The 23168-nt window shown below is 36.4% G+C and carries 27 protein-coding genes; 16 read left to right on the top strand and 11 right to left on the bottom strand.

The window, feature by feature from the left end:
• Positions 1-52: 52 nt before the first annotated feature.
• The gene (locus tag HYU07_04020; protein ID MBI2129380.1) at positions 53-766 is read right to left on the bottom strand and encodes a proteasome assembly chaperone family protein; all 714 of its coding nucleotides are present in this window, start codon (positions 764-766) and stop codon (positions 53-55) included.
• 194 nt (positions 767-960) lie between these two features.
• Here HYU07_04020 and HYU07_04015 point away from each other — a divergent pair, with 194 nt between their 5' ends.
• From HYU07_04015 to HYU07_03995, 5 genes are all read left to right on the top strand, one after another.
• Positions 961-1296: a hypothetical protein gene (locus HYU07_04015; protein ID MBI2129379.1), complete on the top strand. Its 336-nt coding sequence runs from the start codon at positions 961-963 to the stop codon at positions 1294-1296.
• A gap of 305 nt (positions 1297-1601) precedes the next feature.
• Entirely contained in the window at positions 1602-1775 is a 174-nt protein-coding gene (locus HYU07_04010; protein MBI2129378.1) for a ribbon-helix-helix domain-containing protein, read from the top strand.
• Positions 1772-4588: a carboxypeptidase regulatory-like domain-containing protein gene (locus tag HYU07_04005; GenBank protein ID MBI2129377.1), complete on the top strand. Its 2817-nt coding sequence runs from the start codon at positions 1772-1774 to the stop codon at positions 4586-4588. The genes HYU07_04010 and HYU07_04005 overlap by 4 nt, the downstream gene beginning before the upstream one ends.
• 112 nt (positions 4589-4700) lie before the next feature.
• The gene (locus HYU07_04000) at positions 4701-5693 is read left to right on the top strand and encodes a hypothetical protein (protein MBI2129376.1); all 993 of its coding nucleotides are present in this window, start codon (positions 4701-4703) and stop codon (positions 5691-5693) included.
• Between the two features lie 20 nt (positions 5694-5713).
• Positions 5714-6127: a hypothetical protein gene (locus HYU07_03995; protein MBI2129375.1), complete on the top strand. Its 414-nt coding sequence runs from the start codon at positions 5714-5716 to the stop codon at positions 6125-6127.
• Positions 6128-6155: 28 nt separating this feature from the next.
• On the opposite strand, the gene HYU07_03990 is transcribed toward HYU07_03995, so the two are convergent.
• Positions 6156-6419: a 50S ribosomal protein L35ae gene (locus tag HYU07_03990; protein ID MBI2129374.1), complete on the bottom strand. Its 264-nt coding sequence runs from the start codon at positions 6417-6419 to the stop codon at positions 6156-6158.
• 123 nt (positions 6420-6542) lie between these two features.
• Between HYU07_03990 and HYU07_03985 the strand changes: the two genes are divergently transcribed.
• Together HYU07_03985 and HYU07_03980 are read left to right on the top strand one after the other, a co-directional pair.
• Positions 6543-7451: a nucleoside-diphosphate kinase gene (locus tag HYU07_03985; protein ID MBI2129373.1), complete on the top strand. Its 909-nt coding sequence runs from the start codon at positions 6543-6545 to the stop codon at positions 7449-7451.
• A 69-nt stretch (positions 7452-7520) separates the two neighbouring features.
• Complete coding sequence (locus tag HYU07_03980) at positions 7521-8066, top strand: YkgJ family cysteine cluster protein (protein ID MBI2129372.1); 546 nt, start codon at positions 7521-7523, stop codon at positions 8064-8066.
• On the opposite strand, the gene HYU07_03975 is transcribed toward HYU07_03980, so the two are convergent.
• From HYU07_03975 to HYU07_03965, 3 genes are read right to left on the bottom strand one after another with little or no spacing between them, the layout of a single operon-like run.
• Positions 8061-9266, bottom strand: a complete 1206-nt coding sequence (locus HYU07_03975; protein ID MBI2129371.1) for a tripartite tricarboxylate transporter permease — start codon at positions 9264-9266, stop codon at positions 8061-8063. The two genes, HYU07_03980 and HYU07_03975, sit on opposite strands and share 6 nt — an antisense overlap.
• Before the next feature lie 53 nt (positions 9267-9319).
• Entirely contained in the window at positions 9320-9592 is a 273-nt protein-coding gene (locus tag HYU07_03970; GenBank protein ID MBI2129370.1) for an addiction module toxin RelE, read from the bottom strand.
• A gap of 4 nt (positions 9593-9596) precedes the next feature.
• Positions 9597-9860 carry a DUF2683 family protein gene (locus HYU07_03965; GenBank protein MBI2129369.1) on the bottom strand — a complete coding sequence of 88 codons (264 nt, stop codon included), beginning with the start codon at positions 9858-9860 and terminating at the stop codon, positions 9597-9599.
• A 234-nt stretch (positions 9861-10094) separates the two neighbouring features.
• Here HYU07_03965 and HYU07_03960 point away from each other — a divergent pair, with 234 nt between their 5' ends.
• The 4 genes from HYU07_03960 (at position 10095) to HYU07_03945 (ending at position 13657) form a co-directional block, all read left to right on the top strand.
• The gene (locus HYU07_03960) at positions 10095-11186 is read left to right on the top strand and encodes a winged helix-turn-helix transcriptional regulator (protein MBI2129368.1); all 1092 of its coding nucleotides are present in this window, start codon (positions 10095-10097) and stop codon (positions 11184-11186) included.
• 59 nt (positions 11187-11245) lie between these two features.
• Positions 11246-11725, top strand: coding sequence for a metal-dependent hydrolase (locus HYU07_03955; GenBank protein MBI2129367.1), 480 nt, complete (start codon positions 11246-11248; stop codon positions 11723-11725).
• Between the two features lie 313 nt (positions 11726-12038).
• Positions 12039-13193 carry a hypothetical protein gene (locus tag HYU07_03950; GenBank protein MBI2129366.1) on the top strand — a complete coding sequence of 385 codons (1155 nt, stop codon included), beginning with the start codon at positions 12039-12041 and terminating at the stop codon, positions 13191-13193.
• Positions 13190-13657 carry a hypothetical protein gene (locus HYU07_03945; GenBank protein MBI2129365.1) on the top strand — a complete coding sequence of 156 codons (468 nt, stop codon included), beginning with the start codon at positions 13190-13192 and terminating at the stop codon, positions 13655-13657. The genes HYU07_03950 and HYU07_03945 overlap by 4 nt, the downstream gene beginning before the upstream one ends.
• A gap of 25 nt (positions 13658-13682) precedes the next feature.
• Here HYU07_03945 and HYU07_03940 read toward each other — a convergent pair whose 3' ends face one another.
• On the bottom strand, positions 13683-14609 hold the full coding sequence (locus HYU07_03940; GenBank protein MBI2129364.1) for a hypothetical protein: 927 nt from the start codon (positions 14607-14609) through the stop codon (positions 13683-13685).
• 141 nt (positions 14610-14750) lie between these two features.
• Between HYU07_03940 and HYU07_03935 the strand changes: the two genes are divergently transcribed.
• Positions 14751-15557, top strand: coding sequence for a hypothetical protein (locus HYU07_03935; protein MBI2129363.1), 807 nt, complete (start codon positions 14751-14753; stop codon positions 15555-15557).
• Position 15558: 1 nt separating this feature from the next.
• On the top strand, positions 15559-16059 hold the full coding sequence (locus tag HYU07_03930; GenBank protein MBI2129362.1) for a hypothetical protein: 501 nt from the start codon (positions 15559-15561) through the stop codon (positions 16057-16059).
• A gap of 17 nt (positions 16060-16076) precedes the next feature.
• On the opposite strand, the gene HYU07_03925 is transcribed toward HYU07_03930, so the two are convergent.
• Complete coding sequence (locus tag HYU07_03925; GenBank protein MBI2129361.1) at positions 16077-16409, bottom strand: hypothetical protein; 333 nt, start codon at positions 16407-16409, stop codon at positions 16077-16079.
• 51 nt (positions 16410-16460) lie between these two features.
• Here HYU07_03925 and lonB point away from each other — a divergent pair, with 51 nt between their 5' ends.
• Positions 16461-18329: an ATP-dependent protease LonB gene (gene lonB / locus HYU07_03920; GenBank protein MBI2129360.1), complete on the top strand. Its 1869-nt coding sequence runs from the start codon at positions 16461-16463 to the stop codon at positions 18327-18329.
• 125 nt (positions 18330-18454) lie between these two features.
• Here lonB and HYU07_03915 read toward each other — a convergent pair whose 3' ends face one another.
• A complete protein-coding gene (locus HYU07_03915; protein ID MBI2129359.1) occupies positions 18455-19561 on the bottom strand; it encodes a radical SAM protein in 1107 nt (368 codons plus the stop codon).
• A gap of 108 nt (positions 19562-19669) precedes the next feature.
• Between HYU07_03915 and HYU07_03910 the strand changes: the two genes are divergently transcribed.
• The gene (locus tag HYU07_03910; GenBank protein MBI2129358.1) at positions 19670-20629 is read left to right on the top strand and encodes an Lrp/AsnC family transcriptional regulator; all 960 of its coding nucleotides are present in this window, start codon (positions 19670-19672) and stop codon (positions 20627-20629) included.
• A gap of 75 nt (positions 20630-20704) precedes the next feature.
• Positions 20705-21055 (top strand): hypothetical protein, encoded by a 351-nt coding sequence (locus HYU07_03905; protein MBI2129357.1) that lies wholly within the window; start codon positions 20705-20707, stop codon positions 21053-21055.
• Positions 21056-21071: 16 nt separating this feature from the next.
• Here the strand turns inward: HYU07_03905 and HYU07_03900 are convergent, their stop codons facing one another.
• From HYU07_03900 to HYU07_03890, 3 genes are read right to left on the bottom strand one after another with little or no spacing between them, the layout of a single operon-like run.
• A complete protein-coding gene (locus HYU07_03900) occupies positions 21072-21434 on the bottom strand; it encodes a hypothetical protein (GenBank protein ID MBI2129356.1) in 363 nt (120 codons plus the stop codon).
• Positions 21418-22398 (bottom strand): bifunctional N(6)-L-threonylcarbamoyladenine synthase/serine/threonine protein kinase, encoded by a 981-nt coding sequence (locus HYU07_03895; GenBank protein ID MBI2129355.1) that lies wholly within the window; start codon positions 22396-22398, stop codon positions 21418-21420. The genes HYU07_03900 and HYU07_03895 overlap by 17 nt, the downstream gene beginning before the upstream one ends.
• Positions 22399-22450: 52 nt before the next feature.
• Positions 22451-23119, bottom strand: a complete 669-nt coding sequence (locus tag HYU07_03890; GenBank protein MBI2129354.1) for a hypothetical protein — start codon at positions 23117-23119, stop codon at positions 22451-22453.
• Positions 23120-23168: the final 49 nt, after the last annotated feature.

Genomic DNA, 23168 nt, shown 5'->3' with positions numbered 1-23168 from the left:
ATTCTTTACCCAAAGATGTGAAGGTTATGATTGGCATCAAATGAATTTTCCATCAGCCAACATAGCTGAGCTGCTTCTTTTCCTGGTCTGTCATCGCCTTCTGGCTCTTTTCAAGCAGGCCTTTTAGTTTTTCCTCGAATTTATGGGCTTGCTCAAGCAATGGCTTGTAGTCAACTTCCAAACTGAGATATTTATCCAGAACCTTTATTATCTGCGCAGACGCCCTGCTGTCCGGAAGATTTGTATGGGCTTCTGCAAAGATGCATGTGAGAGGAAAATCTGATTTTAAAAGCAATGCAGATGTAACGCCTATTATTATGCCTTCTTTCAGCTCTTTTATTCCTGTGCTTTCCAAATCCTTTTTGATTTTTGCATTGTTCGAATTGAAGAAAACCCTGTTTTCCTCGCCTAACCCGGCATTAAGGCCGCCAACTCCTTCCAGGCAGATAACTTCTTTTGCAGCCAGCTGCTTTGCAACATTGAGGATTAAATCAGCGGCTTTCCATTCCATTCCTGCAACAGCGGATATTGAATGGATGATCGCAATATTATATTTTTTATTGTAAAATATTCCAATAGGGTCAACAACCTTGCCGTCATGGATTGCAATTGTTGCCGGAAGGTCATCAAAGTAGTATTTTCCAATCTGCTCGCATTTAAGGTGCTCTATCAGAAATTCAGTTGCAATTGTTCCAACTAAGCCAAAACCTGGAAAACCCTCTATTATTATTGGATTTTTAGGCTTTTTGCTTAATTTAATTTCCATTTCAACCTCTTTTTAATTGAATTTGATGTATGTAATATATAAAAGTTTCCAATAACAAAAACCGCATTTGATATTCAGGCTAAGCTAGGGGCATTTATCATGCGGTTTTTGGGATTGAAAATTGTTGGGCTTAAACCCGCTGCTGAGCAGACAATTTTCAATAACTTTTTATATTTAATGGCTATTCCCAATTTATGATACAATCCTGTTCATTCGGATCAATTGTGATCAACAGCAAAAGCTTTGGAGATATCAAGATAATAGGCAATAAGATCATTCCGTGGCATTATGTAGAGCATCATGCAGTTGTAGAGCAGGACATGTTTGAAATCTTTGACTCAAAGCCTGATGCTGTTGTTATAGGAATAGGATTTTCAGGGTTAGTTGAGGTAAGAGATGAAGTTATTAACATTGCGAAAGAGAAAAATATTGAGCTGATCATACTGAAGACAAAAGAGGCATGCGAAGCTTACAATGCGATTCTGAAGGATAAGAAGAAGGTTGCTGCGATAATGCATTCAACATGCTGATTTGGCTTAAAAGAAATTCCAACTCATATTGCTTAAAAAATCCAGCCAACCATGGCGGGAGACGGTCAAAACCTCGCTTTGCTCGGTTTTGCCCTACTCGGCATCCCGCAGGGACAACCCCTGCCTCGTCTCCGCCATGGCTGGATTTTTCACACTATATGGTTTACTGTACATCGAAAAATTTACTTTACGAAACCGAAATCTTTATAAAGTTTTGTGTGTATTAATATATAATATTAAGTTAAAATACTTTAAATTAAGTAATAAAACTTAAATATAAGTAGAATTAAGTAATAATACACACAATGCCTAAGGAAAAGAAGAATAAAGAAAGGTATAATTTTCTGATAGATAAAGCAACGTATGAGGATTTCTCTCTGCTCTGTGAGGAACTGGGCCTGATAAGATCAAAAGTTGTTGAAAAGGCATTAAAGGAGTTTATAGAAAAAAACAGGGAATTGCTTAAAAAATTAAAATGAGCTTGAATAAAATAAATGCAAAGCTGACAATTTTACTAGGGCTGTCTCTGCTTTTAATGCCATTTGCAAATGCCCTGACTGTTAATGATTTCTTCCAGAACTTCTACGGATTGGTTGAAAACCAGTATGCTTTCTACACAATAATGTTTTTAGTGATATTTATTTTCTTATTTTCCATATTCTTCGCTCTGTCAAAGAATATACCGTTTTTCAAAGCCAGCGGCGGAAGTGTCGGTCCTGCAGGGCAGATATTCGCATTATCGCTTTCAGCAATTGCAACCTTATCCCTGTTTTCTTATATGCAGGGAAGAGGCGGAGCCGGCTATGCATCCGGATTTTTCACAAACAGAATTGGATCATGGGGATGGATTCTGCTTGCATTGCTGATCCTGGCAGTTGTGTTTTTTGCATTGCGGAAAAAGGGCAAGGGCATTTTGGGCGAAGGCGATTTTGACGCAAACCTGAAGAAATTAACTGCATTGCTTTGGGTGATTTCATTCATACTTGTGATGTACGGCTCTATTTCAAAAAACAGGACAATCACAACTATAGGAGCTGTGCTGTTTGTGATCGCCTTGATCCTGACAGCGCTTACAGGAGGGTTTAAGTTTGGGGAAGATAAAGAAAAGGAGCCAACGCCGCCACCAGTGCCGCCTGAACCGTCAGATGGCTATGGAATAATATATGGTGTTGTTACAGATATTAATGACACTAATGAAAAGGTACCTTTTGCTAGGATACAATGCTCTGGAACAGGGGGCATGTTTTCTTCAGATGCTAATGGCACTTATTATATTCAAATCCCTGCTGGTACTTACCAGCTTCAAGCAACGAAAGAAGGTTATGAACAATATAATTCACAACCAATAACAGTTCAAAGCAAAGACAGGTTAATACATAATATAAAGATGACGCCAATTGGCGGAGTAAAAGGACTCGTAGAAGGAAGGATTGTTTATAAAAATGATATGAATAAAGGCGTAGATAGAGCAATAGTTAAGCTTTTAACACAAGGTCCAGATCATTATTACATTTTACCGATAGATCCTCAAACTTCTGATGCAAATGGAAAATTTATATTCAAAGATTTAACTTTACCAAAAACTAAAGTTGTAGTTTACGCTGAAAAAGAAGGAAAGCCAAATACACACACCATGGGAGGCAGACCTGCAGAACCTTTTGATCTTGACCAGACCCATCCAGAACGAAAAGATGTGCTTGTTGTTCTTGATGTTCCTCTTCCTCCAACACAAATGGGATATATTGAAGGCAGGGTTATAGTTTCAGAATTGGCTGAAGAATTTCCACAAAAAGGAATAAATGGTGCGATAGTGTGGGCAGAATCGAGTGGTGGAAAAGTTGGTAATGAGGCAACAAGTATATGGGGGGGTAGCGAGTATGAAAATGAAAATGATGGTTATTTTAAGATAGAAAATGTGCCCTTGAATACTAAAAACATCATAGTTCATGCTAAGTTTAGAGATGTGATAGGAAACCACATGGATGAAAAAGGATACCCTCAAGAAAAAATTGAACTTAAGGAAATAAAAATTAGAGTAAGGGTACCATTGAGAATGCAACCAGTACAAACAGGCAAAATAAAAGGCAAGATTGCTGATGTAACAAATAATGACCGCCCCATCCCTGATTCAGAAGTATCAATCGCAACAGAAGAAGGACAGTACCCAACAAATACGCAACTTAGACGACTAACAAACGGCGAATTTGAATTTGAAGTTCCACACGGCAACTATTTTGTTTATGGAAAAGCAAATGGTTATGTGAATATTAATGGCAACTCAGAAATAGGAAAACATACTGACCAGCCAGGCGGCAATCCACCACACGTTATTACAATTAACGATACAAATCCAAACCAAATGGACGTTGTTGTTCCGCTTAAGCCAAGAGGAACGCCGCCGGGACCAACAGAACTCCCGAATATTAAAGTCGAACTTGATAGCCAAACAATACAGAAATTAACAGCTGGAGATAAATACGATCATTTGATATTTAAAATAAAAAATGATGGTGGTAAAGCGCGTATTCGTCTTTTTGTGAACTTATACAAATATGTTGGCAGCTATATTACAGATCAGGCAGGTAATATAGATTACGGAAGATTAGATGCTTCGCGACAATTCAAAGAGATAAATGCTGGACAATGGCGGCTAAACATCAAAAGGCTGGTTGGAGGGGACTTTATAGATGTTAGAGCAGATAATAGCAAGCGTTTAATGGAATTAACTATGGCAAAGGGGACAATGGTACAAATAGAATTTGAAATACCGAAAAATGCGCAAGGGATTTATCATATTCAGCTGACAGCAGCGGCTTTGAGGCCAGGAAATAAGGAATACTATACAGAAGAATTTGGACACGATACAAAATGGTATATTGTTGACGTTATCAAAAAAGGAATAGAAAAAGAAATCAAAGAAGTAAAGAAGAAAACCGCTGAAGCTAAAAAGGCGGCAGAAAAAAGTATAAGAAGCGGTGAAGCAAAGACCAGTGTCAAGTGGGCTAATGAAAAAATGTTAGATGAACTGAAGTTACTTATAGATAACATAGATAACAAAATTAAAATAATTGGAGAAATGAACGAGGAAGAATATAATCGTATTTTGAAAGAGCCAAAATTTAAAATCAACTATGACTCAATCAAGAAGATTTATAAAGCTCGATCCGCAGGAAATGCCAGTTTATTTAGGGGATATGAACAATATACTTATGAGAAAGTATTTAAGATTGCAGAAATAATATCTGATTTTTTAGATAAAAGAATAGATCCTTGGCATAAACATCCCCGATAACAACAAAAACCTTTAAATACTAACTATTCCAAGATAATGAAATAAGGCAAAAATTAGAAAAATTTATTAAAAATAAAGAATAATCAACTAGAAAACTGACAAGGTGAGAAAAATGGGAAAACATATAGGAATGCTTGGTGCTTGGATACCTGATAATTGGATTCCTATGTTTGAGCGAGGTTCGATAAGGGCAGCCCGTGCTCTTTCAATAAAAAGGCATAAGATCTATGAAAAATTCCTTAAAGCAGAAAAAGAAGACAGCATGAAAAAGATTATCGATCTTGAGAATTCAACGATCAAAACATTAATCAAAGATCTGAGGACGTTATATCTATGCATGCATAGGCAGTTTATCATACAAGAGCGTCTGGGATGGGCAATAAATAGGGCATTAAACGGATTAAAAAACACAAGAAAACAATTAAGTTTAGTAAAATATGAAAAAAATAGCATTTTGCAGCAAATATTGCCTTTAATAGACAAAAACATTGCCGATTTAGCAGAATTGAGAAGGCAGGTTATTGCTTTGCTGGACAAGGAGATAGTGATGATTAATAGGATGATAACTAAAGGGCAGATTTTTACCGGATTGATAAAAATTTCTGAAGGCGGAGCAGCTAGTGAAAATATTAGCTTAAGCAGGAATGAAGCAAGGGATGTAAAAAGAACAACGAATCTTTTTGAACGTTTGCACTTCATAGCAGCATCAACACTAAATGCAGAAAATGCAATACGATTAGTAAGACCAGTAACACCGCCATCCGCAGCAGAAAATCAGCTAATTGAAAAGGCCCTCAAAACATTCAAAAATGGTTCAGATGAACTTACAAAAACTATAAATGAAATTAAAATAGTCTCCAAAGATGAATTAAACATGATGAATGTTTTATTTTATGACCAACTTACATTAATTATGTATGAGGATGAAGACATAAATAAAATAGCTAACTTCTTTAAAAAATTGGGACAAGAGGGCTTCCCACCAATGGTTGTTGCAGACTTTTTAAGAAAAATTGATGAAAATGTATTGAAAGGAGAAAGAAAAAGGCTTCTTGAGCAGCTCAGAACAGAAGCAAGCTATGCAGAATCAAGGACAGTACATTAACAATATTAAGAGGTGATCTTATGAACAAAAAAGGAATGATCTTCACAAGGCCAAGGGACTCGATCAGCTTTGTTGTTGGATTAATACTGGCGGCATACGGAATAATTCCGCTGTTAAACGCAATAGGGCTCTTGAAATTCACTTTGCCTGCGTTTCTCACAGGCCTGCCTGCAGAGATACTGATATGGGTTGTTGCAGTAGGCGGAGCTTATGTTGTTGTAGACGGACTTATAGAGCCTAAGATGAATGCTTTGCATCCGTTTTTGATAGGTGTTGGCATAATACTGCTTGCAATAGGGTTAATTCCTATATTGAACAAATTCCATGTGATTCCGTTTTCATTGCCTTTCCTCGGAGCAAGCCTTACACCGTATCAGGTATTAATAACCATTGAAGGAATCCTGCTGATAATCGGCGGCTTTACAGAGCATTAAAGGCATTAAAATTCAGAAAACGCTGATCTTACTCTATCAAAACCTTTTTGCCAATTGCCTGGCCCGGCATGCCTGTTTCGAAAATAGCCCTTACTGCGCCGCTGTTGCCGTGGCTAGCAGCAACTTTGCCTACAATCTCCTTGCCGGTTTTGCCTTCAGTCTTGTAAACGACCTTTTTGCCTGCTAAAGAAGCTGCTTTCTCTTTATTATCAACACCTTCAACTACAATGATCATGTGGTTGCCTTTCTTTACTCTTCTGCTCCCCCTGTAATTCGAAATTGTTCCTTCCATAAGACATCAAAATAAGGGTTAATTTAAAAAGCTTTCTTTTTAGGTATGTTACTATTGATAAATACTAAAATATAGAAAGATTTAAATAAAGAATACCCTTACCATATACAGAGCGATGTTGGGATGGCAGTTGAGCAAACCTTTGTTTTTATAAAACCGGATGGGCTGAAAAGAAATTTAACAGGCAATATAATAACCAAAATTTCTAATGAAACTAACTTGGATTTTGTTGGAGCTAAAATTGTGAGAGTTAGCAGAGAATTAGCAGCAGTGCATTACGCTCATCTTAAAGACAATAAGGAGATCTATGAAGGAACAATAAAGTTTGTAATGGGTTTATTCCACGATGAAGGGAAAAAAGATAGAGAAGCAGGGTGGGAACATTATAGAAGAAAGGTTCTTGCAATTGTTTATTATGGAGATGATGCTGTTGAAAAATTGAGAGGATTATGCGGTAAAACAAACCCGCTGGAAGCAGATCCCACATCCATTAGAGGGGCATATGGCAGGATAGCAAAAGACGGCATTTACGAAAATGTAATACATGCATCAAAAAATATAACAGAAGCAAAAAGGGAAATAAAAATGTGGTTCAAGCCGCAAGAACTGATAACACTTCCCGAGAACTTGCCAGGATTTGAAGTAGAAAATTCTACTTCCTATTACCTACTATTAGGCGACCAATTAAACTGCATTGGGCTGAACTTCTCACCTGACGGTAAATCAACATACTTTGCCATTGAAGGAAATTTGTATTTAGTAGATAAAGGAGATGTTTTTATATTTCAAAATGTAGCCATTAAAAATCAAAATTTAACGCTATCTGTGCTTGAAGAAACTGTAAATAAAAATATCGACAAACCAACTTCCCAATGCGGAAAAATTATTGCGCCTTCTCATGAATTAATGTGGAAGTCTGACTTGAGGGCGTTGGAAGAGCTTTTGAAAAATCCAGAAGAAGCAAAACTTCCATTGGATGCTGTTATGGCCAAGTATCTTGTGCATTCCGAACTTTATAAAGAAATGGATTGATGTTAAACAAACATTAAAATCTTAAAATGACTCATATAAACGACAGATGCTTAAGGATGTGCAAGATTTATGACTTCAACGTATAGCTGCAATAATTGTGCCAAATGTTGCGCTAATTATGGCGAAATTAATATATATCCTAATGAAGCCCTGAAGGTAGCGCAAGCGATAAAAAAACATCCGCTTGATTTCGCATATTATTCTGACGATAGCCATTTATTTATTAAAAAAAGGCATGATTGTTTTTTTCTTGATAAAGGTAAGTGCGCTCTTCATGAGCTTAATGTAAAACCATATACTTGCTGGTCTTTTCCTAATGAATATGCTCTTGATGACAGAAAAAAAGGACTTGTTATCTCGTTCAGAAAAAGAGTGGATTGTGAAGGTGATTCAAACAACCTTAATCAAGCAGATATTGAAGCAAGAGTCATAGAAAATACTAAACAAAAAGTTGTTCAGCTCCACATAAGAAGTATAGCTCACGGAACGCCATTAAAATTTGAAGAGTATATGAAAAAATTCAATAAATTGTTTGACAAGATAGATCTAGAAACTGCAAAGCTTGCTTTGAACCGAATGAGAAATTTTGAGCCATTGGATCATATTCTTCTATAAAAGAAAATACAAAATCACCGGCAGCATCAGGCAGCCCATTGCATGGGCTCTTCCGACATCAGTCATCGGAGCCATCAGTCCGATAAATGCTGCTGTGATCATGACAAGCATTCCAAGCCACCCTGTAAAGATAAAGACAAGAACTGAAACAAACAGAATGATGACCAAGCAGAGCATTCCGTAATTGACTTTGCTTACAATGCTTGAAAAAAATCTTGCAAACCACATTGCCAGGAAGCAAGAAATAACTCCTGCAGCAAGGCCGCATGCAAACAATATTATCATGTTCTGAAGGCTTAAGCTGACAATAATCTCTTTTAAAGCTATTATTGCCCCATTTCTTGCCTTATCCAATGTATATACTGTTACAAGGCTCAGAATCATATTTACTGTGTTTATCGAGCCAACAAGTATAAGATAAGCGTACTCGCTTAAATTTGGGGTGAGCTGCATTGATATAACTGCGCCCTGCGCAGGCCCCAACCCGGGGAATGTTGTTGTCAAAAATCCTGAAAATGTCCCTGAAAACAATGCTTTTATTGTTTCAAGCTTAGGCACTTTTATCCTGCTCGCTATATTCTGCTTTGGAATCCTTACTTTTTCAAAAATGCTTGTTGTAAGCATGCTTATCCCAAACAAGCCGGACAGCATTGGCAATAAAGGGTCCTTTAAGTTTGGCGTTGAAAAAACCACTATTCCCAGTATGCCGCTCAATAAAAAAATGAATAAAGCCATTAACTTGTTCTTCTCCCTGTAAATCATGAAAATAACAACGAGCAGCAGAAACCACCCAATATAATCGCTTATGAACGGATAGAAAAAGCTTGTCAGCGGGATCAATATTGGAACTAAAACTATGGCCAAAATCAGGCCGCCCATTGATCCGATTATTGTCAATTTTACAGCTTCGTATCCCTGCCCTTTCAGCAATAACCTGTGACCTGGCAGAACGCCCATTACCATGTCAGAGTCTGGAGCGCCGAGATAGATTGACGGCAATGCATCCAAAAAAGTATGGGTTATTGACATTGAAATAATGAATGCAGCAAGAACCAAAGCTGAAGTGAAGCCGAGAAAGAACGGAGCAAAGCTGAGCAGCAATAATGCAACAAGGTTGATGTGAATGCCTGGAGTAATGCCCGTTATGATGCCGAAGCAGATGCCGATCAGAATAGCGATTGCTATTTCAAGTAAAAGCATATAGGGTTGTTTTTAATTTGGCTTTTATAGTTTTGGTTTTTTATAGATGATTCTCAATAAATGTTGTCATGATGGTCAAAGTCAACAAACAAGATGAATTTATTTTGCATATCCACTTTAAATGTCAATACAAAATGGCTGTCAATGTGAACTGCCTTAAATTCCTTCATATCATGCCTTAGATTTTTATAATGGTTTACAGAATCTTCATCGCTGCTGACAATCTCCCTTATTTTCTTGTTTATTATGTCGACTTTCTTTTTATCCCTTTTGACCAGCTTCTTTATTTTAAATTTAAGCTCATCAGAAAGTTCAAAGTCAAACATGAAATTATGCCTCGCAGAATTTATCCAGCTCCTTCAAGCTCATCTTTCTGTTTCCATATTTTTTAAAATGATTGTCTGCAATATCCATGACTTTCTTTGCATATTCATCGCTGGCTTCCCTTTCAATTACATCCTCTCCATAGATTTCAACAAACTTATTTAGAGCTTCAGATTTGTCTTTAAGACCGAATTTCGCTTTTATCACACCCAGCACCTTATTAGCATACTCATTCACTTGCATCCTTGCCGAGATCATCTTGTTTTCCATTTTACACCTCGCATACACCCAACATACACTTTAAATGCACAGCTACTATTTAAAGGTTTGGGTTTTTTAGTGTAGTTTTTATCATGCTTCATCAAAAAAATTGGATTGCTGTACTGTTGGATTTAAAGTTACAGAATTATAGAATGGCATCCTATAAGATCACTGCGATATATTCGTTGGACTTCATAAATGTATTTAAAGAAGCAAAGGATTAAATCATTTATTGGGTGATTTATGAGAGACTATTTTATAAAAATTTTTGACTTATTGAATAAAGATGTAAATCGGGGAAAACGCATTTCAGGAATTTCTGATACACTCAAAATTCCTTATTCTGTAGCAAAGAGCAATATACAAAAAATGGAAAGAAGAGGTATACTTACAACGAGAAGGGTAAATGATCATAACTTATATTTTTTAAGCGCAGGTGAAAATCAAATTATACGAAATTCTCAGACTTCACGAAGCCAGATGCCGGGTAAACTATTCTTCATATTTTCTTTCATAGTTGTTATTTTAGTTTTAGTATTCGTAGCAAAAACATCTTTGGATAAACTTTTTTCAGATTATGGGAATTATGATGGTTCATACATCAAATACATTTTATCTTTCATCGTAGTGGTTTTCGTGGGTCTTTTAGTTATAAGACCTTTTGTACTAAAATGCCTTGAAGGATGCGCATTTCATGAAAAAATAAAAAAACATTCTTCTTGGTATGTTGTATTATTGGTGGTTTTGGCAGCAGGCTGTATTATTCTTGGTAATTATTTCATTCATCAAAACTTTCCACCATTTTCTCTTTCAAAAGAGATAAATGTTCTCAGATATTCAAATGAAAATGGGTTGCTTGATTCATTTTTCAAAAATACAAATATTTCTTCTGCCTATTGCTATTCAAATAAAAATTACGGCTATCTTGTCATTAATGATACGGTGTATTGTAATTTAAACATAGAATTTAATGCACCATATCGTTTAGCCAGCATAACAGGTTACCCTTCAGATTTAGACATTCTTTACACTGGCAAAGATGAATACTTAAACATATCTCCCATTAACATTGGATTCAGTAAATATCACATTGGATTTTTAGTACCGAAGACAGATTATTGGGGATCATTGTACTTCAACATAAATCTAAATAATGGTTCAACTCTTACAAAACCTGTTTTCTGGTTTAAAATAAATGGAAGGCCAATGACTGAACAACAATACAACGAAACCATCATTAAAATAAGATCGTTTGAATGGGGCATTATATCTTTAGCCTTTATAGGTATGTCTGCATTTGTATATAATCTGAGAAAAATTGTCGAAGGAGAATGATTTGATGTGTTATAATTTTTTTCACCATCTTTATAAACTTCAACTTATTGAATAAAAATATGCTCTTCATAACCCACATTTTATTCGCATTTTTGCTCTCTCTATTCGCAAAGGATCTTTTTAATTTAAACCTCTTTAACTATTTGATGTTCTTGGCAATAATCTTGTTTTTCTCCATTTTCCCTGACATTGACACACCAAGATCAAAGCTCGGCAGAAGAATAAGGCCGTTGTCAAACATTATAAAATCCATATTTGGACATCGAAAATTATTCCACAGCTTGTTTTTTATATTTTTATTATTTGTTTTTTTATTTATGCTATTTAACTTCATAAATAAATCAATAATTTACGCAATAATCCTCGGATATACTTCTCACTTATTTCTCGATTCATTGACGAAGGAAGGAATTAACTTTTTATACCCATTTTCGAAGCTTAAAATCGAAGGTTTTATAAATACAAATTCACTTATAGAGCATATATTGGTTGTTGCCTTAACAGCCATGATCATATTTAAGTTAATGGGTGGAATTTAAATGAAAACAAAATTAGTCAAATATGCGAGCGACAAGTGCTATGGCGAAAACTATGAGAAAATAGAGCAGTGCCAGGCATGCTGGGTGAAGAACGCGTGTTTTGTTAAATATAGGAATAGGGATTAAATTTTCTAAATTATCCAATTTGCTAGGATTTCTAGTTCATTTAGGCAAAATAAACTCTTTTTCTTTTAATATTTAACCACATTAGCGTGGATACCGACACCCTCTTGGCAATAAGAGAAAAGATCAGAGAGGGCAGGTTCAGGAACAGGTCGCATGCCTTTGAGTATGCTGTAAAAGAGGCGATTGAATGATCCCTTATGATGCTTATGTATTGAGGATTGAAGAATTGCCTTGTTTTGCTAGGCATTCTATTTATCGCAAAACATATTTTTCTCCTAAAGGCACCCAGGTAAAGCAAAGAGTGCCTTTGTGGTTATCCCGACTATTTAAAACAAAAAGCCCTCTCTTTTCCAAGGAAGTAGAAGCTACTCAACACACATTTGAGACTGTGGATAAACCAACTGGCGATCCTAGTGTATCTGTATTGGAAGAAGTTATTCGCAGATATACAGATGTTCAAACAATCCCTGTTGAAAATCTCGATACGTTTGGCAGGATAGAAACGGAATACATCGGTCCGCGTTTTATGCCCGAAATAGTCCGCCAAAAACAAGGTATTTTAGACCGGTTTTTTGAATATTCTATTATGTTGCTGCATGGCATTTATGCCAAGGATGCTGGCCATGCAATAGCGCAATTCCAAATCGATATGGCAGCTAACCGCGATAAAATAATACAGGAGCTTATGCAAAAAGGCATTACTCTGAAAAAGCCAACTAAAGAGGAAGAGGCAAATGAATTCGACAGGAGATATTCTGCAAGAATTGGCAGCTCTGAATCATTAAAAGAAAAATTTTTGGAATTATTGACGAGCGGAGGAGATGCGATTATTCATGGCGATCTTGGCAGCTGCAATGTTGCCTGGTATAAAGGCAGAATCGCATTGAATGATTTTGAAAGACTTCAGTTCGGCAACCCATTAAAAGATGTTGCTTTATGCAACCTTATTGCCGGACTTGATCCAAGAAGCGAGATTCTTTTTAACGAAGATACAATAATTTCTGCTTACAGAAAAACTATTGATGAAGCAATCAGCCTAAATCCACGACTTTCATATTTAAAACAGGGTGATTTAAAGCGCACATATCAGAAAGAGAAGCTGAGGGAAGCAATCCTTCATGTCGGTTCTTATATTGCCAAATACGACTCTAGCTGCAAGAGAGCAGAGCCGGATCAGCAGATGTTGAAAAATGCCGCTGTTATGGCGGAAGAATCATTCAAGATCGTAAAGCAATTGAGAAAGCAGGATCAAAGATTCAATGAATTAGGCTATTTGCTTGCTGAAAGTTTGGAAAATGCGAAATATTCATTTTTGCAGCGCATCGGGGTAGCTTTTAAATGATAGATAAGTTAATTAAGAAACTAGAAGCAAAAGTAAACTGGATGAGATTAGAATTTAGTGGTTTTCCTTTTATGTGTTGTAAACTCGCACGTTTAGCATTATATGATGACTTTGGATTTTTAATTGTAAAAGGAGAGTATTATGGGCCATTTGATAAAGAATACCGCCAGGCGCGTGCAGCTTGGGGAGATCTGTCAGAAGATTTTGTCAAGGTTCCTCATGATTTTTCATATGACCCTGAGTTAAGATTATTCATTGATATCACTGCAAGACAGTTTCATAAGTCCAATCCTAAAGTAGTAGCTATGAGTGAAGATGATCCGAGAGTTGCTTTAAAATGGGATGACATAAATCAATCTACTACACATCATGTTTTGCAAATGTATGTTTTAAAAAATATGGGGGGCTATAAGCTCCCTTGTATTGCACCCAGAGAACTTAAACCCAAGGGAATGATTGACTGAGTAAAATCCGCTTGAAAAATACTGATTATTTTAGTTCTTTCTCTTTCTTTGTCATTGCATCAATAATAATCCCCACTGTCGGGCTTATTGATAAATAAACTAATCTTATAAATTCAGCAAGATGGTACACTGCAATATCCCCTTTCTTTTTTCTTAAGATGCCATAAATGCCGGCGTATAGTAATTCCTGGCCTGCCCTGTTTGCAATATGCAGTTTTTCTAGGTTTTTTTCAAAATACCCCTGATAGAAATTGTCAAAATAAGGCTGCGCTTTCTCAATAATCTCGATAAATTCCTTTGATATTTTTTTGTCTTCAGCCAATGCATGCGCTATCCTTAATAAACTGTGCTCTATGAGCATTAACTGATAGAATATAACATAGTTGAATACAGATTTTTCAGCAAAATTGTGCTTTATGATGGTCCTTCTTGAAAAATAGGAGTATTTATCCACTTTCATTGCATTTGCTTTCAAGATATTGATGTCGAGGGGCTTATGCTCCGTAATATGTTTGGCAAGCGCATCTAATGTTTCTTTAATAAGCAAAAAAATTCTCCTTAGAATTGTTTCTGATTTTTCTTCAGTAGGCTCGCTGATGCTTTCAAGCACGCAGATTTTATCATCATGGCGCGTAATTTCAAAGCCAATAGTATATTTGTCCAGCGTTTCCTGGATAATGTTAACCTGCTCCTTGTTTTTAATATTCAAATTAATGCTGTCAAACCCCAGCCTGTAGAGATTGGTTATTACATGGGTTACAAAGGGCGAAAAGCTTGAATCAAGCGTGAATGTTATTGACTTCTTTTCATAGCCATTGCTTATTGGTCTGATAAGCAGATTATTCTGGGTTTCTTCGATATCCACTTCTTCAGATATGCCTTTTTCTTTTGCCCATTTTATAGGCAAGGTGATTGTATAAGAATCCCTTTGCTTTATTACTTTCCTTCTCATAAATGCTGTTAATCCTGGCCCGTATTTAAATCTTTCTAAAAATTATGTAACATATGTTTAATATGGAAAACATATATATAGTAGCGCATTTTACATTTTGTAATTACGAACAAGTAATAAATTAATAAGGAGGCAAAGAAAATGAACAGAGCACAGGAAATTGAAATTATGAAAAACAGCTTAACACAAAGCAAGCTTACGCAAGGCATGGTATGGACTGATGACAGAAAAAGAATGCTTGACAGAGAGCTTAGTGTCATAAGACTTATTGGCGGTTACAGCCCTGATCTCGAGGAATTGAAAGAACAGGATTTGCTGCCAGACAAAATTTCTGCAAGAAGTGTTCATTATAAGCCGACAGGCATTGCTCCTGTTGACACATATATTGTTGAAAACCCGAGAAAACCATGCTACCTGCTTCCAGAAGCATTAGGAAATGATGGCTCAATACATGTCTGGTCAACGCACGGCATGAGCATTGGCGTATTAGTTGCAAGGGCAAAAAGCCCGTATTTTGATGAGCCAGGGCACATTACAAGGAGCGTTTTGATTGATGAAGAATCAGAAGTTAATGGAAAGCCGCTTTCATACACTATTCTGGGAGATCAAAATAGACCCCATAGCATAACCATTACTGGCGACAAGCCAGATTCTAGTTTTATAGACATAATACCAGGAAGACTTGGCTTTGATAGGGCTGGCCATGTTAGTGAAATAACGCAGATTGTAAGAGATATGCTGCCTTCTACAGGAAAGCCCGATTTAACACTGATAGTTAAGGGAGAGAAAGTCCTTACTGAAGAACGAAAAGCTATAGTAACAAGAGGCCTAAGCGACGGAAAGACATTCCACACAGACATATATGTAGGAACAATGGACTTTAGCGAATCCAGTGATCCGCTTCACACATATATGCTGAAATATGTTTTTGACCAAGGAGGCAAGTAAAATGGATAAAATTAAACTTATAAAAGCAACATTTCAAGCAGTTGAAACTCTATGCGAGAGAGTCCATAATGCAGGAATAACAAGCTCTATGACAGAGGGAACATATCATCACGAAATTGCTTATGGATTAGATATACCGCTTGCAGCAGCAAAAAGTTATTTTAGAAATGTTGTCAATACAATAGAAAATCCTGAAGTAGGTAAGGAATATGGCATATTTAAACCATTCCAAATGGCAAAGGCAATAAGAGCAACGAAAGCAGCTAAAGTAGCAATTGATAGCTTACCATTAGAACAAATTCAAGAAGTTCATGATGCTGCACAGGCTGCCTTGAGTGGTGACTTAGAAGGAAGCGTTGCGCATTATGCTAATGCTTTAAGCCACAAACGTGGTCAAAAAATTGCTGGTGAAGATGTTGCAAAGATGCAACCGGTTATGAAATCTATGGAAGCAGCGATAACATACTGTAAACTTCAAGAAATGTATAAACCGGCATTCTGATTTTTATTTTTTCTCTTTTAATTTATCGTCCTTATCGAATCCGCAACAACCTCTATCTTGTTTTTATATTCATCAACTTTACCAATCACTTCTATTTTATTGCCTTTCTTCAGATTCACTTTGTCAAACAAGACAACCAATATCTTTCCGTCAACCTCTATAGAGCTGAATTTCTCGCTGCTGCTGATCTTTGTTATTTCTCCTGAAAACCTTATGCTTCTGCCGATATAGATTTCATCTATCCTGTCAATGGAAATCTTATTTATGCCAATATTCTCAGATATAATGAACAACAAAATAATTCCGGCTATTGCTCCGATAAAGCTTATTTTCAGCAATTTATTGGCCATAAACCAGCATAATTCGCAACATTTTTAAATATTCCCCTCTTACAGAAAAATATGCCTCTTAATTTCAAGTCAACATCTGAAATTTCAGTCTCAAAAAGAATAATAGAGCAGGTCATAGGCCAGGACGCAGCTGTAGAAATCATGAAAAAGGCAGCATTGCAGAGGCGCCACGTTCTGCTCATAGGCGAGCCTGGAACCGGAAAATCAATGTTAGGGCTTGGCCTGGCTGAAATGCTGCCAAAGGAAAAGCTTGTAGATACTGTTTCATTTCCAAATCCGAATGATGAGAATACGCCTTTAATAAGAACAATGCCTGCAGGAAAAGGCCGCGACCTTGTCTTCAGGGCAAGGATTCAAACTACATCTTCATTCAAGAATCAAACAATCCTTCTGTTCATTGTTGTTTTAATAGTTTCTTTATTGCCTTATTATTTCTGGAGAAGCGGGCAAATATCAGACATTATATTTGCAGCATCTATGATGACAGGAATAATCTTCATAATCGGATTTATGCTGTTCCTTAATCTGAACAAAAGAATGAGCGCTAATGTCAAGGAATCTGTCCCAAAAGTCATTGTAGATAATTTTAACCAGAAACATGCGCCATTTATGGATGCAACTGGAGCGCATGCAGGAGCTTTGCTCGGCGATGTACTTCATGATCCGTTTCAATCCGGGGGCCTTGGCACTCCTGCGCATGAAAGAGTTGTAGCCGGGATGATCCACAAGGCAAACATGGGAGTTCTTTTTGTTGATGAAATCGCAACATTAGAGCCGGCAACGCAGCAGGAATTATTGACAGCGCTGCAGGAAGGGAAATACCCCATAACAGGGCAGAGCGAAAGATCAGCAGGAGCAATGGTCAGGACAGAAGCTGTGCCTTGCACTTTTATTTTAGTTGCTGCAGGAAATGCAGAAACAGTTGCAAGAATGCACCCGGCATTGCGTTCTCGTATCAGAGGCTATGGATATGAAGTTTTTATGAAAGAGACTATCCAGGATACTCCTGAAAACCGGGACAAAATAGCTGTTTTTGTTGCGCAGGAAGTTGCAAAAGACAAAAAAATCCCTCACTTCAGCAGGGAAGCAGTTGATGCAATAATTGAAGAAGCGCGCTATAAAGCTAATAGAAAAGACCATCTTACATTAAGATTGAGGGAATTAGGCGGACTGATAAGAGCGGCAGGCGATCTTGCAAAAGAGCAGAATTCCAAACTAGTTGAAAAGAAGCACATAGCTGAGGCAAAGAAAATTGCCAGGACACTGGAGCAGCAGATGGCTGACAGGTATATTGAAAGGAAAAAAGAATATGAAGTTATTGTGACAGAAGGCAGGAAGATAGGAAGAGTAAATGGCCTGGCTGTTATCGGATCAGAAGACGCTTACTCAGGCATAATACTGCCCATTGACTCGGAAGTTGCTTTTGGCGGAAAAGAAAAAGAGATAATTGCAACAGGCAAATTAGGGGAGATAGCAAGAGAGGCTGTTAAAAACGTTTCTGCAATAATCAAGAAATACTTCGGAGAGGATGTTAAGGATTATGATATACATGTACAATTTCTGCAGACCTATGAAGGCGTTGAAGGCGACTCAGCAAGCATAGCAGTTGCAGCTTCAATAATCTCTGCATTGAAAAATATTCCAGTCAAGCAGGATGTTGCAATGACCGGCAGCCTGTCTGTCAGAGGCGAAGTGCTGCCTGTTGGCGGAGTTTCCTCAAAAGTTGAAGCTGCATTTGAAGCAGGAATCAAAAAAGTAATTGTTCCGAAATCAAACATGCAGGACATAATCATTGATAAGAAAAAGCTTGAAAAAATAGAGATCATCCCGGTTGAGAACATTTCCCAGGTTCTGGAGCAGGCATTGTATTGGAAAGGCAAGGAAGGGCTTCTGAAAAGGATAAGAAAGATGAAACAGTAAATAAACATCATGTCCAGCCTATTTGTTCACCATGGTGCTGTCTTTTAAAAACTCCTTTGCAATCTTTTTGAGAAGTGTATGAACTTGTTTCTGTTAATGTATCTGTTGTTTAATCAATGCAATTTTCATCTTAAATTATGCCTCTCAAGTGCTTGTTTAATTGCTTCTTCAGGGGTTATTCCATCTTTAACGGAAGATTCGAATTTTCTTACAGCAGGACATGTTGAAGGTGTTGCTTGATAATTTCCTCTTCCATTAACAGTTAAAGAAGGGCACCAAGAATCATGGCAGATTTGATATTTATTACAAGATGAGCAAGGCGCATAGGATGAGAAATCATAATGTTCTGGATGCGGCATTGTTTCAACTATTTTCTTTAAATTGAACCCTTCTTCTCTAAAATTTCCAAGAACATCAAGAGTGCACAAGCACGGAGTTACATCTCCATTAGCCAAAAATGCAAGTCTTTCTTTTCCACATTGAGATTTTAGAACTTCTTCACCAGCCCATTCAGGACTTAAAAATTCAAAACAACCGTAATAAGGGATTACTTTTAATTTTCCTTCGTGCTTTCTTCTTGATTTAAGGAGGGAATCTATGGCGGCATAATGTTGTTCTGGAGACATCAGAAATCTTTTGTCTTTTTCAGGCACTCCATTAGGGATATAACAATCGAATGCTACATGTTCGAGTCCTGGAAATTGTTCGGCAATAAAATCACTTGTTCTTTCTATAAAAGGAAATGTTCTTTGTGTTATTGGAACAAAAAGCCGTGTTTTAATGCCTTTCTGGATAGAATAATTAACTGCATTTATTACATTCTCAAACATTTTAGGAGTGCCTTTTCTTTCAAGCGAGTGTGTTTTAAAATCATAGCCTCCAAGACTAAATCTTAGCCATGCAACTCCTACATCGCTAAGAGAATTTAATATCTCGCCATTAAGCAAAGTGCCATTTGTGAAAATTCCTGCAAGTATTTCATTATTGCCAGCATATTTTACCATGTCTAAAACTATTTTGGGGTGAAGAAATGGCTCACCACCGCTTAATTCGATATCTTCTAACCCTAAGAATTTTGCTTCCCTTAAAATTCCTTGAAATTCATTTAAGCTAATGCTTTGGCTATCCCTGAGCTGAAGTTCGTCTTGTTTTCTTTCTCTATTAAAACAATAGCCACAGCTACCATTGCATTTGCTCCATAATGTAAATGCCGCTCTCTTAAGTTTTGCCATTTTTATATCTCCTTAGAAGTGGTTATCAAAACAAACATAATAATATTATTAATTAAAAAGTTATCAAAATAGTAATATTTATAAAGATATTACTATTATGATAAGATTATGACAAAGAAATTAGACTTATATGACTATAAACTACTTCATGAATTAGATGGGAATTCGAGAAAATCTGCATCAGAGATAGGCAAGAAAATAAGACTTTCTAAAGTTTCTGTTAATCAAAGAATAAAGAAATTGCAAAATAAGGGCATTATAAGTAACTTTATGGTGCAGGTTAATTATAGAAAAATAGGTTATACTACCTGTCATGCTTTTTACAAACTTCAAAACATTTCATTAGATGAAGAAAAAAGATTTTACGCTTTTCTTTTAGATCATAGACTCCTAGGAAATGTTGCCAGAATAGATGGCAATTTTGATGCATATCTTGTTTTTCTCTATAAAAATAATGAGGACGTAGAGAAAATTTTATTGGAGATAAATCAACATTTCGGCAAGTACATTAAAGAAAGGACAATCCTTCCAGTTGTTAATGCAAGGTATTTTGGCAGAAGATATTTAATAAAATCTGAATCAATTCCGCCAATAAAAAGGGAAAAAGAAGAAAAAATAATCGAACTTAATAAAGTAGACCATTCTTTACTGCAGATTCTCTCACAAAATGCCAGAATACCCATTGTAGAATTAGCTGAAAAATTAAAAATAACAAAAGATATAGCTCACTATAGGATTAAGAAACTGGTAAAAGAAGGAATTTTGCAGAAATTTACTATAAATCTAAATCATGAAAAGTTTGGAAACTCTTTCTATAAAATCTTAATTAATCAAAATTATGAAAAAGACGAGAATGAATTTCTGTCTCAGATTTCAACATGCCAAAATCTGATAAGAACTATAAAAGTCATTGGTTCATGGGACTTGGAATTAGATTTTGAAGTAACTAATGTTCAAGAAATGCGAGCAATCTTAAAAGAAATAAAAGAAACTAGCGGAGAATACATGAGAGATTATAATTCTCTGTTTGTGTATCAAACTGACAAATTAAATTATTACCCTTTCTAAAAGAGAGGCATAACCTCAATTTTCCGAAACTTATTTAAACCAGCTGTAAAAGATAGCCTGTAAGGGGTGAGTAATATGGCAGTAAGGCTTGATGAAATTAAATTTTGCCCGGAGTGCGGCACTGATAATATCTTCTATAATGAAAAGGCAGCCGAAATCATCTGCCAGGACTGCGGAGCCATATTCACAGAGTTGACTCCTGAGCAGCAGGCAAAGTATGAGCAGGCATCTGAAATCCTGAAGCCATTGAGCAAAACAGAAGCTAAAACTGACAAGGCAAAAAAATCAAATGTTTCTAAAAAAGCAAAAAAGAATATTAAAAAAGCAAAGGCGAAGAAGCAAAAAGTAAAGAATAAAAAAGCAATAAAAAGATCAAATCCGAAATCAATCAAAAAGAAGAAAAGAGGATTTTTAAGGTTTTGGTGAGTTAGATTTTTAATACTCAATCTATAGGAAAATCCAATTGTTTTTTTGGAATGCCCAACAATAATCCATATTCGATAGCAGGTTTCCAAGTCGCTTTATTATCATAATTGAACTCAAATTTTTTATTTTTAAAAATAACAATAATATTTCTTCCTTTCCAAAAATGCATATACCATTTTGGTTTAATATTTTTAGACAAATTTTCAATGTCATTTTTTGAAACTTTTACAGTATAAAGATGCCGCCTTTCAGATGGAATTTCTTCTTTTGTGATTTTTAATTTGATAATTTCTAAATCGTTGAGGACTTTATTATTTTCTAAACTTTCTTCAATAATTACTCCCTTATATTTTTCATTCATATTATCTCCAATCCACATCCACTTGATCTGTCCTCCAATAAGGCCTGATGTCGATCTTATCTAAATCTTTAGTTGCTTTCTTTCTTTCCAAGATCCCTTGCCAGGCGATCATGAGGCCATTGTCTGTGAGAACATCATTTGGCGGAATAAAACAATTGCTCTTTCTGTCATTGCACATCTTAATGCACATCTCCTGCAATCTTTTATTGCACGCTACTCCGCCGCCAAGAAGCAGCTCATTTTTACCGCAATGCGCCATTGCCCTTTCTGCAACTTCAACAAGCATTGAAAAAACAGTTTCCTGGCATGAATAAGCCAAATCTTCTTTGATGAATTCTCCGGATTTTATCTTTTGCTTTAAATTTGTTAAAATCCCTCCGACTGAAATGTCCATTCCCTTAACACAGTAAGGCAGCTCAATATATTTCTTGCCTTTTAATGCAAGCTCATAAATCTTCGGACCGCCTGGAAAGCCAAGCCCAAGCTCGCGGGCAAAGGCATCGATGAAATTACCGACGCCATTATCAAGTGTTTCTCCAAAAATCCTGTATTTGCCGCCTTCATAGGCAATAACCTGCGTATTTGCGCCTGAAACATAAAGCAGAACCGGGTCTTTGGATTTTGTCAACAGCTTTCCAATCTCGAGATGGCATATGCAGTGATTTACTCCGACAAGAGGAACATTTAATTTTCTCGAAAGCTCTTTTGACTTTTCCATTCCGACAATAAGGCATGGAGCAAGACCAGGGCCTTGTGAAAATGAAATCAAATCAATATCTTTCAGAGAAATATTTGCTTTTAGCAAGGCATCGCCAACAACCTTATCCTTAACCCTTAAATGATGCTCTTTCGCTTCCTTCGGATGTATTCCGCCTTTCTCAGTTGTATAGCTGTCTTTAACATTCGCCAATATTTTTCCTTTTTCACCTATTACGCCTGCGCTAAAAGTATGCGCAGTTGATTCTATTCCGAGACAGATCATTATAATGCAAGAAAATAAATGAATTTAAAAAAGTATTGTTAATTACGCGGAATTATCTTAAAGGCCTGCCAGTTATACCGCCAGAAGCCGATACGCTGGATGAAAACTTGACAGAAGCGCCCAGTATATCAAGACCGGGCTTCCATTTGTCACGCAATGCATAATAGCAGCAGATTATAAATGTTGATGAATGCGAGTGCATTTTAATAAGCTGCATAGGATCATATATGAGCTCTACCATGTCTGCATCTTTACTGTATTTTAGAAATATGCTCTCCTTACCGCAACAATACCGCACATAGAGCTTATTTTTTATCATATTGTACTCGAGCATAAAATCGTTCTTGTCCTTGATACTGTCCATCTCAAGAATATCAGAGCCAATAGACTCTAAGCCCTCAATTATAGGAACTATTGCGCCGTCAGGCTCTACCTTAGCAATAACTTCGTCAAAAATTCTCTTTATACTTTTCTCATTATGAATAAACAATCTTAGAATCGGTTCTGTGTCAGATTCTTTGAACTTAGCAACCAACCCGCTGTATTTATTGTTAAATAGCTCAACATATTTCTTACAAATCGGAATATTGCGTGTAACTCTTTCATCAACAACGCCAAGCTCCCTGTCGAGTTCAATTGTCATCCTGATAAGCTGTATGAAATCGCCTTCAAATTCATCAATATGCTCCAAAGGATAATCAGCTAATGCGACCGATATCATGGCGCTTATGGAGTATTGACACGTATATAAAACTTTGCCCGACAGATTT

Source organism: Candidatus Woesearchaeota archaeon, assembly GCA_016180285.1.
Lineage (GTDB): Archaea > Nanobdellota > Nanobdellia > Woesearchaeales > JACPBO01 > JACPBO01.
The sequence above is the reverse complement of the archived record's forward strand: the minus strand, read 5'-3'. Positions and strand labels throughout refer to the sequence as shown.

Bases quoted from the DNA above. Each gene is read 5' to 3' on its own strand.
- HYU07_04020 (MBI2129380.1), bottom strand. From the start codon at position 766: ATGGAAATTAAATTAAGCAAAAAGCCTAAAAATCCAATAATAATAGAG.
- HYU07_04015 (MBI2129379.1), top strand. From the start codon at position 961: ATGATACAATCCTGTTCATTCGGATCAATTGTGATCAACAGCAAAAGC.
- HYU07_04010 (MBI2129378.1), top strand. From the start codon at position 1,602: ATGCCTAAGGAAAAGAAGAATAAAGAAAGGTATAATTTTCTGATAGAT.
- HYU07_04005 (MBI2129377.1), top strand. From the start codon at position 1,772: ATGAGCTTGAATAAAATAAATGCAAAGCTGACAATTTTACTAGGGCTG.
- HYU07_04000 (MBI2129376.1), top strand. From the start codon at position 4,701: ATGGGAAAACATATAGGAATGCTTGGTGCTTGGATACCTGATAATTGG.
- HYU07_03995 (MBI2129375.1), top strand. From the start codon at position 5,714: ATGAACAAAAAAGGAATGATCTTCACAAGGCCAAGGGACTCGATCAGC.
- HYU07_03990 (MBI2129374.1), bottom strand. From the start codon at position 6,419: ATGGAAGGAACAATTTCGAATTACAGGGGGAGCAGAAGAGTAAAGAAA.
- HYU07_03985 (MBI2129373.1), top strand. From the start codon at position 6,543: ATGGCAGTTGAGCAAACCTTTGTTTTTATAAAACCGGATGGGCTGAAA.
- HYU07_03980 (MBI2129372.1), top strand. From the start codon at position 7,521: ATGACTTCAACGTATAGCTGCAATAATTGTGCCAAATGTTGCGCTAAT.
- HYU07_03975 (MBI2129371.1), bottom strand. From the start codon at position 9,266: ATGCTTTTACTTGAAATAGCAATCGCTATTCTGATCGGCATCTGCTTC.
- HYU07_03970 (MBI2129370.1), bottom strand. From the start codon at position 9,592: ATGTTTGACTTTGAACTTTCTGATGAGCTTAAATTTAAAATAAAGAAG.
- HYU07_03965 (MBI2129369.1), bottom strand. From the start codon at position 9,860: ATGGAAAACAAGATGATCTCGGCAAGGATGCAAGTGAATGAGTATGCT.
- HYU07_03960 (MBI2129368.1), top strand. From the start codon at position 10,095: ATGAGAGACTATTTTATAAAAATTTTTGACTTATTGAATAAAGATGTA.
- HYU07_03955 (MBI2129367.1), top strand. From the start codon at position 11,246: ATGCTCTTCATAACCCACATTTTATTCGCATTTTTGCTCTCTCTATTC.
- HYU07_03950 (MBI2129366.1), top strand. From the start codon at position 12,039: ATGATCCCTTATGATGCTTATGTATTGAGGATTGAAGAATTGCCTTGT.
- HYU07_03945 (MBI2129365.1), top strand. From the start codon at position 13,190: ATGATAGATAAGTTAATTAAGAAACTAGAAGCAAAAGTAAACTGGATG.
- HYU07_03940 (MBI2129364.1), bottom strand. From the start codon at position 14,609: ATGAGAAGGAAAGTAATAAAGCAAAGGGATTCTTATACAATCACCTTG.
- HYU07_03935 (MBI2129363.1), top strand. From the start codon at position 14,751: ATGAACAGAGCACAGGAAATTGAAATTATGAAAAACAGCTTAACACAA.
- HYU07_03930 (MBI2129362.1), top strand. From the start codon at position 15,559: ATGGATAAAATTAAACTTATAAAAGCAACATTTCAAGCAGTTGAAACT.
- HYU07_03925 (MBI2129361.1), bottom strand. From the start codon at position 16,409: ATGGCCAATAAATTGCTGAAAATAAGCTTTATCGGAGCAATAGCCGGA.
- lonB (MBI2129360.1), top strand. From the start codon at position 16,461: ATGCCTCTTAATTTCAAGTCAACATCTGAAATTTCAGTCTCAAAAAGA.
- HYU07_03915 (MBI2129359.1), bottom strand. From the start codon at position 19,561: ATGGCAAAACTTAAGAGAGCGGCATTTACATTATGGAGCAAATGCAAT.
- HYU07_03910 (MBI2129358.1), top strand. From the start codon at position 19,670: ATGACAAAGAAATTAGACTTATATGACTATAAACTACTTCATGAATTA.
- HYU07_03905 (MBI2129357.1), top strand. From the start codon at position 20,705: ATGGCAGTAAGGCTTGATGAAATTAAATTTTGCCCGGAGTGCGGCACT.
- HYU07_03900 (MBI2129356.1), bottom strand. From the start codon at position 21,434: ATGTGGATTGGAGATAATATGAATGAAAAATATAAGGGAGTAATTATT.
- HYU07_03895 (MBI2129355.1), bottom strand. From the start codon at position 22,398: ATGATCTGTCTCGGAATAGAATCAACTGCGCATACTTTTAGCGCAGGC.
- HYU07_03890 (MBI2129354.1), bottom strand. From the start codon at position 23,119: ATGATATCGGTCGCATTAGCTGATTATCCTTTGGAGCATATTGATGAA.